The sequence below is a fragment of the Paenibacillus aestuarii genome (genome assembly GCF_027789125.1).
In the GTDB taxonomy this organism is placed as follows: Bacteria; Bacillota; Bacilli; order Paenibacillales; family NBRC-103111; genus Paenibacillus_E; species Paenibacillus_E aestuarii.
Window position 1 is genome coordinate 52,002 of sequence record NZ_JAQFVF010000018.1, and the last position, 14,183, is coordinate 66,184.

A 14,183-nucleotide genomic window follows, 5' to 3' on the forward strand; every position below is an offset into this window, starting at 1 on the left:
GAGCTGGCCAGGAGGGAGGTGGAAGGGATGGGGGTAACGATTGGCATTCTGCTAATTGTGGTTGCCTGCTTATTTGCTTGGTGGATTGTACGATTGGCAGGGAAGAGCATCCGGGAATTCGACGAAAGCAAGCATGAAAACTTTTTGGGCAAATAGAAGACCGGATAAAAGGAGGTTAAACCATGAGCCAACATGTTGACCACCGCGAGAAGGATAAACAGGACTTGAACCGCTTTGGCTACGCGCAGGAGCTGCTTCGCAGCATGGGGGGATTTTCCAACTTTGCGATTTCATTCTCGATCATTTCGATTCTGACAGGCGCCGTATCGCTCTACGGGCATGGCCTGACGTATGGCGGCCCCGGCATGATGGGGTTCGGCTGGCCGATCGTCGCCTTGTTCGTCATGTTCATTGCTGCGGCGATGGCGGAGCTGGCTTCGGCCATCCCGACAGCCGGTGCACTGTATCACTGGGCGGCGATCTTGAAAAACAAGCGCTGGGGCTGGTACACCGCTTGGATCAACCTGATCGGCCAAATCGGCATCGTCGCCGGAATTGATTATTCGGTGGCGCTGTTTGCCGATCCGCTTCTGGCCAGCGTCTTCGGCTACGAGTCGAGCAACACGACGGTGCTCATCGCCTTCGCCGTGATCCTGCTGACGCACGGAATTTTGAACCATATTGGCATTCGCATCGTCGCCAAGCTAAACGATTTTTCCGCTTGGTACCATATCGCTATTGTTGCTGTGCTGGTCGTCTCTTTGGCGTTTTTTACAAAAGGCGGTCTGAACAGCGTTGATTATTTGTTCAAAGTCGGTCAAACCTTCTCCGACAAGCCTTACTTGATGGCTTTCCTCATCGGGCTGCTCCAAGCCCAGTGGACATTCACCGGCTATGACGCCTCCGCGCACACGATTGAAGAAACTGTCAATCCGCGTGTTCGCGCGCCGTGGGGCATTTTTACCTCCGTGGCCTACTCCTTCGTCTTCGGCTTTATTATGCTGGCCTTCGTGACACTGTCGATCAAGGACGCGGCGGCGGCGACGGGCTCAGACAACGCCTTTATTTATGTTATTAGCCAGGCTCTTGGCGGCACGTTCGGCTCGATCATTCTCTGGCTGGTCACGGCCGCCATGTGGTTCTGCGGGCTTTCCTCCATCACTTCGTTCTCGCGAATGATGTACGCTTTTTCACGGGATAAAGGAATGCCTTTCAGCAGTCAATGGGCGCAAATTTCCCGCAAATTCCGCACCCCGGCCAAAGCAATCTGGCTTGCCGTCATTCTCTCGTTCCTGCTTGCATTTATTGACTATTTGATCAAAATGGCCAATCCCGATGCCACCTATACCACGATTGCCTTCCTTACGGCTGTGAGCGTGGTGGGACTTTATGTCGCATACGGCATACCGATTCTCTTGAAGCTCATCGCCAAGTCAAAAGGAACGTTCCAAGCGAAGCATCTAGGGCCGTGGAACCTTGGCAAATATAGCGATTTCATCTCGGTCGTGTCGCTGATTTGGATCGTGTTCATCTGTATCGTCATGGTGATTCCGCCGAATCAAATGGCCGGCTATGCGCTTGGCGGCATGCTCGTGCTGCTGATCATCATGGATCTGGCCTATTATCGCAAACACTTCCCAGGGCCACAAGCAGCGCTGAACACGTCCATCGAGGAAATCAGACGCCGCGAGCAGGAGCTTGAGTTAAAGTAATTAAGAAGCACTTGAAAAGTTCTTGACGGCCGGTTGGTTGCCGGGCCAAGAACTTTTTTTGTTCGTTGGCGTACATATTCGTGGGGGTGGTTTCGTATGATCCGATTGATCCAATTTGACGATCTTTCACTTTTTAAAAAGGAAGTGATTCCCTTCCTCGAACAAGCGGAAGCGGAAAACAACTTAGTGCTTGGGGTCTTGCAAGCTTTGACCGAGGAAGCAAAGATTTACTATATGGCTGTGGTATATAAAGGGGCTTCTATAGGGCTTGTACTGCTGCAGACGCAGCCTCATCAAATTATTTTATCGCGATATGTGCAATTGACTTCGGAGGACATTCGCTCGGTCGGCGAAAGCTTGCATCGCAGTCTGCCGGACATCCCGGGATTTATTGGAGAGAAGCAAGCGACGAGCGAGCTCGCTGCGTCGATCACACATTTTCGCGGCGGGATACCGGCTGCCGTATTTATGAACCAACGCATTTATAAATTGGAAACCTTGAAGCGAAAGCCGCTGAGTCCGGGGAGGCTTCGGACAATTGCCGCGAAGGATCTTCCGACGATCCGGGAATGGGTTTATCAATTTTGCATAGAAACGAATCAGGCCATGAGTGAACAAGAGGCGGCAAAACGGACGGCATTGTTGATTCAAAAAGGTCTCTTGGCCGGCTGGGAAGTGGATGGGAAGCTCGTTTCCATGGCGAATGGCACGCGGCCGACGCGGACTAATGTCACCATTAGCTATGTGTACACACCGGTCAGCGAACGAAAAAAAGGATACGCCGCGGATTGTGTGGCTGCGTTGACGCAGCAGATGCTTGATAACGGGTATAAATCGACCAGCTTGTACACGGATCTTAGCAACCCGACGTCTAACAAGATCTATATGGAGATCGGCTATGAGCCAGTTATGGATTCAGTCGTTTTGCTTTTTCAATGACAAGGTGTGGCGTGAACATTCCATGAAAATCTTGTAGCAAATTAATGAACATGGATGGGGAATAATAACGAGTGAATGGATGGCGACAAAAGAGGGAGGTATGTTTACTATGAGGGTATAGCGTTCAGCGTTCCAATAAACCTTAAGGATCAGGTGATGAATGATGGGAACTCCCTTTGGTATATGGACATTCGTAATCGGTATTCATGTATTAATGCTTATTATGTTCGTAGCTGGGTGGATGTTTTGGAAGAAAAATAAGGATTTGTTTTAAAAGCCCGCGCAGGACACAAAAGACGGAATAGCGGAAGGACCCTTCCGCTATTTGCTTTACCTACCGCCACTCAGCGCTTGGAGCGCGTGTCTAGCTACATCAGCTCCCGCAGTGCAGCCGCAAATTTGGCGATGCCTGGACCAATCTCATCCGCCTTGGCTCTGGCGTAGTTGAAACGCACATAGCTGGCATCCGAGCCGTACACGCTGCCAGGGACAAAAACCATCCCGCGCTTTATCGCTTCCTCCAGCAGTTTGCCATCCTGGACATCCGGATGCAGCTTGCACCACAAATGCAATCCGCCTTTGGGCGCCTCATACGTCATCAAGCCCGGCAATTCATTCTCGATGGATTCGATTAGCAAATCACGTTTGAATTGCAGCTGCATGCGCAAGCGTTCAAGATGCGGCTCAAAGTAGGCGGAGTTGATAAATTGTGCCACGACTTGCTGCGGGATGACGCTAAGTCCGAAATCCATCTGCTGTCTGGCATCGGCCAGCCGTTCCACAATGGCATTCGGCGCGACCATCCAGCCAATACGCATACCCGATGCGGCGATCTTCGAGAAGGATCCGATATAAATAACCGTCCCGTTCGCGTCAATCGCTTTGAGTGACGGGGGGACAGGGCCGTTGTAGGCGGTTAAGCTGAATGGATCGTCTTCCACAATCGGCAACCCCAACTCGCTGGCTGCATCAAGAAATGATTTGCGCCGCTGCACATTAAATACGGTTCCCGACGGATTCTGGAAGTTGGGATTCAGGAAGACCATCCGGATGCGATGCTTTTTGTATAAGTTTCGAATCGTTTCGGGATATACATCCCTCTCTTCGATAGGCAGCCGGAACAGCCGAAGCCCGGCGGAATGAAACATCGGCAATGAATAGCAGTACGACGGATCTTCAATCGCAACCGCATCTCCCGGCGACAAGAGACATTGGGTGATCAAAAATAACGATTGCTGCGAACCTGACGTAATCAAGATAGAAGAGGGCGTCGACGGGATGCTGCGGTACTTATCCAGGAACGTGACCAGCGCCTCTCGAAGCGGAATATACCCCTGCGGATTGTCATAGCCCAAATACGAAGCGTATTGATTCTCACTCATCAATTTCGTAATTTCATGGATCGGCGCCATATCTCCTGCCAGATCACCGCTCGCCATATCGATCAAAGAAGGCTCCTGATTAAGCGCTTCGCGGATTCTGCGCAGAAAAGCTGGATTGGGCAGAAAATTTCCGCTTTCTGCATAGCGATTCCAATTTGGTGTATACTTCGGTGTAGCGCCCCATTTGCTCATGCTGACCCGCGTGCCGCTGCCGGTCTGGCTCTCAATAATGCCAATAGACCTAAGCTCGGCAAAAGCCTGAACGACCGTGCTGCGGTTCACACCGAGCTGCTCAGCCAATTTACGTTCGGACGGGAGCAAGCTGCCAGGTGGAAATTCACTATATGCGATCCGCTGCTGCAGATGGTCGGCGATTTGTTCATATAAAGGTTTTTTACTTTGACGATCGGGTTTCCACATAATATCTCCGTTCTTCATTTCGTAACATCATGCTCATGTTCCTAATCATACCATTGATAATCGGCGGGATAGCCGCCTGTTTGCAACTGAACCATGACAATTCCTTGAACATGAAGCTGAGGTAACGAGATTAAGTGGTTGGTATGCATTCTCCTAAAGTGGATGATGTCTTTTCAGCCGTTCTCTTATATAATCGAATTCAAAGAGGTAGACAATACTCTATGATAGGGGTCTTTCAAATGAATCTGTACATTTATTATGCAATCTTTTCAATTGTATTATTATTTGGTCTTGTAGCGACATTTATGATTGGATTTTCCCGTAAGAATCGTGAAGGCGATCAAACTTACTTTCAGCATACAGGTGTGAAATGGATTCGCCTAACCGCGCTCTATGTCATTGCAATAGCAGCAGGAATATTAGCGTTAGTCGCTTTTATTAGAAATTTTGTAGGTTAAGTTTAAAATAGGTAAAGGGGCCTGTATTCACCGAAGTGAATACAGGCTTTTTCTGTGCGAGCAAGGAGCAACTACTAGTTTAGGAAAATTATTTCTCTTGGTAAGCCTATCGAAAAGGTGTATATTAGTACTTTGTACTTATTATAATCTTGAAGAACTAAGTCTTTAGATATGCATCCATCGTTGGGTGATAAGGTGGAATGAAACGAAATGATTGTCGTTACCGGGTACGGAATGAAAGGTCCAATGATTGATAATACCAAGCAATTTCAACAAATTTTAGAGAACGGTACTTGTACGCTAAACATTTGTCAGAAAATAGGCCCGAACGAGACGGATATTCTTTGCGGGCAAATCGCGCATACGAAACACCGAATCGACGGCAAAAACTATAGATCCTATCCCAAGGTTGCTCGTCTGGCACTTCTGGCTGCTGTGGAGGCTGTGGAAATGGCGGGACTCCGCGAAAAGATGCAAGGTAGGCGTGTAGCTGTCATTATCGGTACCTCGACAGGCGGGTTAATCGACATTGAGAAAGGCGCAGCATTTAGTTCAGCCGGCAATAGCTCGCAATTTCCGCCTTTATCCGCAGGGCTTTCTAACTTTCACAGCGGAGCATCGGCGATTACCGCGCATTTTGGCCTAAATGGCTTGACGCTAACCCTGACGAATGGGTGCACGGCCAGTACCGATGCGATCGTCATGGGGAAGTTGCTGCTCGAAACGGGACAAGCGGACATTTGCATGGTCGGCGGCGCCGAGGCGCCTATCACTCCATTTGCGATATATAGCTTCTATAAAGGGAATGATATGAACGGAACAGCGGAAGCGTTCGGTCGTCCCTTTCAAGAGGATTGTGATGGATTCGTATTTTCGGAGGGAGCAGGGGTCTTGATTCTGGAGCGCGAAGCGGATGCATTGCAGCGTGAAATTGCTGTGCAGGGGATTGTTGCGAAGGGAAGCTCGAATAATGACGGTCTCTCCATTTATAAATCGGACCTGTCGGGTACATGGATGATCGAAGCGATGCGCGAGCTGATGGAGGGACAAATGCCTACATACGTCAATAGTCAGGCGCTCGGACTAGACTCCAATGATAACGTGGAAAAAGAAGTGCATCGGCAATTGTTTGATGCATCCGTGCCCATTACGTCGATTAAAGGCATGATCGGTCATCCCTTTGGTGCAGCCGGCGCAATGCAAGCTATCTCAGCGCTAATCAGTATCAGGGACGGCTTCATTCCGCCGACGACCCGTTCTAACGGATGCGGCTTCGAAGACTTGCCGATTGTGTTTGAAACGATGCGCAGGCACGTCCAATCCGTTGCCATTACGTCACATGGTTTTGGCGGCAATAATTCCTGTTTATTGATTTCTAAATATTGAAAATTGAAATGGTGGTAACGATGACATTCTTTATTATGCTGATCATTGCCTTCGCGCCGCTTGTGTTCGGTATTGTGACAGCTGTGCTTTTCCAAAATATGAAACTGACCTTATCGATTTGTATCGTGCTCGGCTGGATCAGTATTTGGCAATTGGATGTAGCTGTTCTCTATGGACAAAACTTATTGTCAACAACAACCATAGAAATGCTCTTCCGGCTGCTGCGAATTGGGACCATTATGGTCATCCCTTCTTTTTACGGCGTGACCTACTTCGTATTTAAAAATTTGGCGCTCACCAACCGCAGCCGCTGGATGCCGTATGTTCTGAATCGGAAAGTGCTCATCCTCTTGTATGCTTGGAGCGTTTTCGTCTATTTAACCAATTGGACGGATAAAGGCATTCAGAACATTCACCCGATTTTTAAAGGACGATTTATTGAATTCTATTACCCGACCTACGGACCATGGGCATGGATGTTCATGCTTCATCTTGGTCTTTACGTCATTATTATCGCTTGCAGCTTTTTCGTCAGCGTGAAAGTGAAGGATCAGGTGACGCGGTCTTTCCTGCTGCAATTCTTCGGTTCCACAACACTCTTATATGCTATTGCCATATTGAATACGAATGAAGCGATAGCACTTTTTACGAGCGGAATCGCTTGCCTTATCTTCTCAATTTGTATTTTTTCCGCGTTTACGCATATGAATGCGAAGCTTCTCAAAGTGATGAACTTGACGCTCAACGAACAAACGACGTTCTTACGTAAAATTTTGGATGCGAATCCGAGCTCCATTTCCGTGAAAGACAGCAAAGGCGTGATCAAGGACTTGAATCAATCCATGGCTTCCTTCTACGGGACAACGATTCAAAACGCCATCGGAAAGCGTGAAGTGGAACTCGCAACGGAGGAAGTGGCCAATTGGCATATGGCGTCGGATGCAGAGGCGCTAAACGCTTTCAACGATCTGTTTATTCCTGAGGTTCAAATCGGATCTGGTGACGAAGCACGGTGGTATCAATCTTCCAAAATTCCGATTACGCTATGGAATGAACCGCATCTTCTCACGATTATGACGGACATTACCCAATTAAAGCGTGCTGGGGAGATGATTGAATACCAAGCCCACCATGATTTATTAACGAAGCTGCCGAACCGGTCGTTATTTTGGCGGCGATTGACAGATGCGATTGCTCATGCCAAAGCTCAGCAGCAAAATTTGTCCGTGATGTTTCTCGATCTGGATCGGTTCAAAAATATTAATGATACGCTAGGCCATAATTTTGGTGATGAAACGCTGAAAGAAATCGGGAAGCGTCTGGCGTCATGTGTGCATAGCCCTGATATGGTGGCGCGTTGGGGAGGGGACGAATTCATTCTGCTGCTGACGGAATTCGAACATAGCGGCGAAACGATTGCTCTGGCCAAACGAATCTTAGATGTAATCTCGGAGCCGCTATCTCTCGGCGGATATGAAATGTATGTGACCGGGAGTATCGGGATTAGCTTGCATCCGCTCGACGACACGCCGCCGGAGATTCTGATTCAGCACGCGGATATTGCGATGTACCGGGCGAAGGAGCTCGGTAAAAACAATTATCAACTCTTTACGCCGGAGTTGGAAGAAGCGGGAGCGGGGCTCCTGGAGCTGGAGAACAGCTTACATAAAGCGCTGGCGCGCGAGGAGTTTGAGCTTCAATATCAGCCAATCATCCATGCAGAAACGGGAATGATCAGCGGGATGGAAGCTCTGCTGCGCTGGCGGCATCCGGTCAGAGGCCTCATCTCGCCGGAGAAATTCATTCCCATTGCGGAAGAGACCGGCTTGATCGTACCGATCGGGGAATGGGCCTTGCGCGAGGCCTGCAAACAGACGAAGGCATGGCAGGAAGCAGGGCTGCCGTCCTTAGCCGTTTCCGTCAATCTTTCGCCACGCCAGATCAAGAAGCATAACTTTGTGGAAACTGTTACGCGCGTGCTGGATGATACGGGACTGGATGCCGCGTATCTGTATCTTGAAATTACGGAAAATGTCGCGATTACCGGCGAGGATAACGTCGATAGCAAAATTAAAAGCTTATGCAGCATGGGAATCCGCTTTTCGATCGATGATTTCGGCACAGGGTATACGGCTATCAATTATTTAAAGAGATTTCCTGTCAATACTTTGAAAATAGACCGGTCTTTCGTCGCTGATATTGAAGAAAACCATGATCAACGAGGGATTCTAAAAGCTATTATTGCTCTAGCTCACAGCCTTAAGATTGAAATTGTCGCTGAAGGCGTCGAAACGGATGACCAATGCGACTTTCTTCGCCAACATGGCTGCACAAAGCTGCAGGGCTATTTATTCAGCAAACCGCTCAGCACGCAGCATTTCGAAGTCATCTTGCGCGAAAATCCACAGTTTTGCTAATAGGATAAGCCGCTGATCCAATTCGGATCAGCGGCTTTTTTAGCAGGGGACGATCAAATGAATTTTCGTTCCTTTGCCAATCTCGGTTTGGATGGAGAACTGGCCGCCGACACTACGAGCTCTTTCTTCCATATTGAACAGCCCGATCCCTTCCAAATTATTGACTTTCGTGAAGCCTTTGCCGTGATCTTCAATGGTGACATGAATGCTGCTCTCCAGATCCTGAACTTTTACCCATGCTTCAGCTGTATCGGCATACTTGCCGATATTCGTTAAAGCTTCTTGAATCACACGGTAAATCGTCGTTTCTTTATTAGGTTCGATCCGCTTCCGCAAATTGTTCTGGAAATGAACTTTGATATGATAATGTTCAGTGAAGTTTTCAATATAAGTGCGAATGGCAGGGACGACGCCCAAGTCATCCAATACGGACGGGCGAAGTTCCCAAGCTAAGCTGCGCACGTCGCCAATAATAGTGGACACGGTCGTCCTCAGTTCCTCCAGCTCGTTAATTCCGGATATGCCGATCAACCGATCCATCTGTACGAGCAGGGAAAACAGACTTTGCCCGATTCCATCATGCAGCTCCCTGGAAAATCGCCGCCGTTCCTCCTCTTGCACCTTCATGACATGCGTCATCATCTGCTGCAATTCTTCCTCGACTCGTTTCAATTCCGTCACTTCATTGCGAATCGAAAGATACTGGTACGGAGTACCGCTTTCGTCCAAGAAAGGCACGATCGTCGTATGGACCCAGTAATACGTATCATCTTTGGCTCTGTTTTTAATATCGCCATGCCATATTTTACCCGAAGTGATCGTTTGCCAAAGGTTCCTCATAAATGGTTTGCTATGATAACCTGAATTGATTATGCGGTGATCGTGGCCTAAGAGCTCACTGCGTTCGTACTTGGAAATCTCGCAAAACTTATCGTTTACATACTGAATTTTGCCATAACGATCTGTAACGGCCACAATAGAGGACTCGTCCAGAGCAAATTTAACGTCGGCTAAATGCCGGAGTGATTTCTTTAAACGCTCGCGATGGTCGGGATTTTGAATATGCTCATCAAGATACTCTTGCAGCCTGATAATTGTAGGCCCCATTAAGTTTGAATAGATCTGTGAATCAAATTGATTAACCAATAGCTAACCATCCTTTCAATACGTCCGCCTAATATTTTTCTAATATTATCTATTAATTCATTAATTTTCATTATATACGATTATTTTCATTCTACGAATCAGGGAATTCCCTTAATTGAAATGAAAAATATCAGCAATAATTATAACATTATAACGTTTCTATCCCTATTCACCTTTATTTATAAAGATCAGGAGAGTCCCTGATACAAATTAGCGGTAAGAAGTCTTAAAATTATAAACAGTTAATTGTTAATTGTTTATTAAATTCCATAATGAAGAGAACATAACTTTATTTCATTTGTTTTTCTAAATTCGATTATAACAATGCGAGGGGGCGGAGTATGATTAGGGATCTGATTCTAAACTTTTGCTTAATCACCATCTTCATGTTCTTCTCTGTAGCCTTCATCTATAAAATCAAACCTGTTATCCGAAATTCTTGGAGTTACAAGTGGAAGATTGGACTATTTCAAGGCGTTGCGGGCGTGATCCTGATGTGTGCAGGCATTCATATTGAAGAATCTCTCATTATTGACTTCAGAGCATTCCCGATCCTAGTAGCTTCTTATTTGGGAGGTCCGCTCTCAGCATTCGTCTCCGCTATCATCATTATTTTGACCCGTTTATTTTTCGCTTTTTCCGCAAAAGTTATGATTAAAGCTGCGATTACGCTCTTGATGATTTGTATCACCAGTATTGTAGCGAAACGCTATGTCACGAAATACTGGGCCTTCTGGCTCGTCGCGGTGTCTAGTGCGAGTATTATTCTTTTTCTGTACTTGCTATCCATGCAGTTTTCATTAACCTACCAAATTATTCCGTATATCATTACATTTCAAATAGGCGGTGTTTTTGTCGCATTTGTCATGTATTACTTAATCAATTCACAGCTGTTGAAGCAGAAATTTGACGTCTTGCAGATGGATTTGCTGGAAATTCTTCAATCGCAAGCTGGGTTGACGTACAAGGTGGTCAAAGAAAATGGCAAGGATGTCTACGACTTTGCCGGCGGGGATCTATCGCGGGAACTAGGAATCCCTGCCGAGAATTTGGTAGGCCGGTCTGTCGAGCATATTCGTCGTATGTATACACCGACGCTGCACAAACTTCTAGACACAGAGATGGAGAAGGCTTGGCAAGGACAACCTGTATCTTTTGAAGCCAATATAGCCAATCATACGGTGATCATTTCATTAAAGCCGATTTATGAGGAGAATGAAGTACAGGCGATCATCGGGTCAGTAACCAAAATAACGGAGCGCAAGCGATCGGAAGAAAAGCTCGCGGAAAGTGAAGAGTTATATCGTTCAATCGTCGAAGGCTCTTATAATTTGATTTTTCGCTTACAGATTGATGGCAAGATTACGTCCGTCAACCAACGGGTTCGAGAGATTTGTCAGATGGAAGATCGTCAGATTCTTGGCATGCGCTTAGATGAGGTTTTTCCTTCAGGGGAGCACATTCATGCTTTCGCTTATTACTTTGATCAAGCGGTACAAATGGGCACGGCACAGCATTTTGAGTGCAGTCTGCATGTAAAGGTTCAAAAGATCGATTTCAATGTCATCTTGAGTCCGTTCTATATGAATCATTCGATCATTGGAATCACTTGCACGATGCACGATGTCACGGATATCAAGAAACGAAAGGAAGCCGACGAGGCAAATCAGGCCAAAAGTGAATTTTTGGCTCGCATGAGCCATGAAATCCGCACGCCGTTAAGCGGTGTGATCGGTCTTTCGGAGTTATTACAACGAACGGAGATGTCTCCGGTGCAGCAGGATTATTTACACAAAATTTTATATTCGTCTCACACACTGATGGGCATTATTAACGACGTGCTGGACTTCTCCAAAATCGAATCCGGCAAAATTGAGTTGGATCAAGAAGAATTTAACGTCTGCGAAATGATGCAGGGATTATCCGATATGTTAAGTGCGCTAATCGGGCAAAAGCAGCTGAAATTCATTATCGACACTTCTCCGGATATACCGGAAACGCTCATTGGCGACTCTCTGCGAATCGAGCAAATTATGATCAACCTGATCAATAATGCTATCAAGTTTACAGAGCAGGGATATATTTTCGTTAAAGTAGAGCCTGTCCGTCATGAGGATGAGCTGATTTATGTGGAATTTTCCGTTGAGGACACGGGAATCGGTTTAACGAAAGAACAAATCTGCAAATTATTTAAGCCATTTACCCAGCTCGGATATTCGAGGATGCATAAGCACGGAGGAACAGGACTTGGCCTATCCATTTGCAAACATTTTGTTGATTTGATGAGTGGGACGATGGACGTGGAGAGCCAGCCGGGGAAAGGGAGCAAGTTCTCCTTTATTTTACCATTCACTATCGGTTCCCGGAATTCAGCAGAGCCAATTGCCAATGGATTGATACTTCCGCGGAAGAGGGTTCTGGTTGTGGAAAACAACCCGTTAGTTAGACAAAGCTTATGCACCATGCTGGAAACGATGAACCTTGAGGTCAATGCATGCGCCGATTACAAGACTTGTGATATCGGTCAGGCGCCATACGATGTCATTCTCAGCGATTTGGGTGCGGAAGAATACATCGATTTCCATGGTTGGGTAGCCTTCCAAAATCGAGTTAGTTCTAGCGGCGGCAAACATGTGATGATGGCCACACCGATCATTTGCGATCGCGTGCAGCAAGAATGGCCGGATCATGCGCAGCCGGATGCGATTCTGCTCATGCCGGTCTGCCGCGGCGGCTTGTATCAAACGCTGAAAAAGCTGCTTAGGAGCGAGATGAACAGCGATTCCGCCCCTGTGAAGCAGCTTCCTCCTCCTATAACGGTGAAAGGGAATCGGGTCCTGCTGGCTGAAGACAATGAAATTAATCAGCTTGTCGTCACGGAATATTTAACGATGCATGGCTACTCCGTAACTATTGCCAATAATGGCTTGGAGGTGCTGGAGGAGCTGCAAGCTCAGCAATGGGATATCGTCCTCATGGATATTCATATGCCTGAGATGGATGGCATTGAAGCGACCAGGCTGATCAGGGCCGATCGCCGTTATGATAAGCTGCCGATCATCGCGCTAACGGCCGGCGTCGTGAAGGAAGATTATGAGATGTACGAGCAGATTGGGATGAATGATGTTTTAACGAAACCGCTTGAAATTGAAAAGCTTCTGGAAGCTATTCACAAGCACGTTACTCACCAAGTTTCCTTGAAGCATAGCGGCTATAGTCAAATAGAAGGTATCGATATCGAAGCGATTAGGATTAGAGTCGGCGGCAAAGAAAACATTGTCTGGCACATGCTTAGCAAGTTTCAACGGGAGTACAGCCTGTTTATCGAACAATTGCGGGCAGCTTTAGCACAGAATGACCGCGTTCAAGCCCAATACTTGCTCCATACGCTCAAAGGAGTTGCCGCGAATATTTCCGCCTCCGAGTTGTTTAACGCCACTGCCGCATTAGAGAAATCCATTGTACAAGGCGAAGATGATGAAACTGCTGCTAATCAGCTGGAACGAGAGCTGCAAACCGTTCTTGCTTCCTTACAATCAATATCTGATGAATGGAGAGGATCTGATTCATGAGAGTACTTTTAATTGAAGATGAAACGATTATCGGTGATATGATTGCGATGTATTTGACCGATGAAGATCATAAGGTGGAAAGAGTGGAGAATGGACGTCAAGGATTGGATATTATCCGAGTGTTTAATCCGGAAATTATCATTACCGACTGTATTTTGCCAGACATTGACGGGATTGATGTATGTAAAGAAATACGTGATTTTTCCACGGTGCCTATTATTATGATTTCTATGAACACAGATATTATGAATCGCGTCAATGCTTTGCTGGCTGGTGCAGATGATTATTTATGCAAGCCGTTCAGCTTGAAAGAGCTGGAGGCCAGAATGGCCGCGCAAATGAGAAGAGCGAATCACACCTATGAACCTATTCAGCCGCTTAGCCCGGGGAAGGTCGATGACATCATTAGCATCGACAAAGCATTGCGTACAATCAGCGTCGACGGCAAAGATGTGGAGATGACGTTCTCCGAATTCGAGATTATGTATTTGTTTAATAATAATCCTGGCAGAGTGTTCAGCAGAGAAGAATTGATTACGTATTTACGGGGAAGTGACACACAGGTGAGCGAACGGTCCATCGATGTTTTTGTTACAAAGCTCAGAAATAAGATTGAAAAGGATCCCAAAAATCCGCAGATGATCAAGACGGTTTGGGGAATCGGATACAAGTTTGCGAAAGCATAATAGTGCGCACATAGAGGGCAACCTAACAGCCATATGGATGGCTTAGGTTGTCCTCTTTATTCATT

General features: G+C 46.8%; 10 protein-coding genes. 8 read left to right on the forward strand and 2 right to left on the reverse strand.

The features are described 5' to 3' along the window. Positions 1–27: 27 nt before the first annotated feature. The 3 genes from O9139_RS04045 (at position 28) to O9139_RS04055 (ending at position 2,651) form a co-directional block, all read left to right on the forward strand. Complete coding sequence (locus O9139_RS04045) at positions 28–156, forward strand: hypothetical protein (RefSeq protein WP_270878170.1); 129 nt, start codon at positions 28–30, stop codon at positions 154–156. A 26-nt stretch (positions 157–182) separates the two neighbouring features. Continuing rightward, positions 183–1,712 carry an amino acid permease gene (locus O9139_RS04050; RefSeq protein WP_270878171.1) on the forward strand — a complete coding sequence of 510 codons (1,530 nt, stop codon included), beginning with the start codon at positions 183–185 and terminating at the stop codon, positions 1,710–1,712. Between the two features lie 96 nt (positions 1,713–1,808). Beyond that, entirely contained in the window at positions 1,809–2,651 is an 843-nt protein-coding gene (locus tag O9139_RS04055; RefSeq protein ID WP_270878172.1) for a GNAT family N-acetyltransferase, read from the forward strand. Between the two features lie 368 nt (positions 2,652–3,019). Here O9139_RS04055 and pdxR read toward each other — a convergent pair whose 3' ends face one another. After that, positions 3,020–4,453, reverse strand: a complete 1,434-nt coding sequence (pdxR, locus tag O9139_RS04060) for a MocR-like pyridoxine biosynthesis transcription factor PdxR (protein WP_270878173.1) — start codon at positions 4,451–4,453, stop codon at positions 3,020–3,022. 239 nt (positions 4,454–4,692) lie between these two features. Here pdxR and O9139_RS04065 point away from each other — a divergent pair, with 239 nt between their 5' ends. The 3 genes from O9139_RS04065 (at position 4,693) to O9139_RS04075 (ending at position 8,714) form a co-directional block, all read left to right on the forward strand. Further along, a complete protein-coding gene (locus O9139_RS04065) occupies positions 4,693–4,911 on the forward strand; it encodes a hypothetical protein (RefSeq protein ID WP_270878174.1) in 219 nt (72 codons plus the stop codon). Positions 4,912–5,121: 210 nt separating this feature from the next. Continuing rightward, positions 5,122–6,297 carry a beta-ketoacyl-[acyl-carrier-protein] synthase family protein gene (locus O9139_RS04070; RefSeq protein WP_270878175.1) on the forward strand — a complete coding sequence of 392 codons (1,176 nt, stop codon included), beginning with the start codon at positions 5,122–5,124 and terminating at the stop codon, positions 6,295–6,297. Positions 6,298–6,317: 20 nt separating this feature from the next. Further along, complete coding sequence (locus O9139_RS04075; protein WP_270878176.1) at positions 6,318–8,714, forward strand: EAL domain-containing protein; 2,397 nt, start codon at positions 6,318–6,320, stop codon at positions 8,712–8,714. Positions 8,715–8,753: 39 nt separating this feature from the next. Here O9139_RS04075 and O9139_RS04080 read toward each other — a convergent pair whose 3' ends face one another. Further along, positions 8,754–9,821, reverse strand: a complete 1,068-nt coding sequence (locus tag O9139_RS04080; RefSeq protein WP_270878344.1) for a PAS domain-containing sensor histidine kinase — start codon at positions 9,819–9,821, stop codon at positions 8,754–8,756. Positions 9,822–10,201: 380 nt separating this feature from the next. On the opposite strand from O9139_RS04080, the gene O9139_RS04085 reads away from it, so the two are divergent. Continuing rightward, a complete protein-coding gene (locus tag O9139_RS04085; RefSeq protein ID WP_270878177.1) occupies positions 10,202–13,432 on the forward strand; it encodes a response regulator in 3,231 nt (1,076 codons plus the stop codon). Then, positions 13,429–14,118 carry a response regulator transcription factor gene (locus O9139_RS04090; protein ID WP_270878178.1) on the forward strand — a complete coding sequence of 230 codons (690 nt, stop codon included), beginning with the start codon at positions 13,429–13,431 and terminating at the stop codon, positions 14,116–14,118. The genes O9139_RS04085 and O9139_RS04090 overlap by 4 nt, the downstream gene beginning before the upstream one ends. The last annotated feature ends 65 nt before the right edge of the window (positions 14,119–14,183 follow it).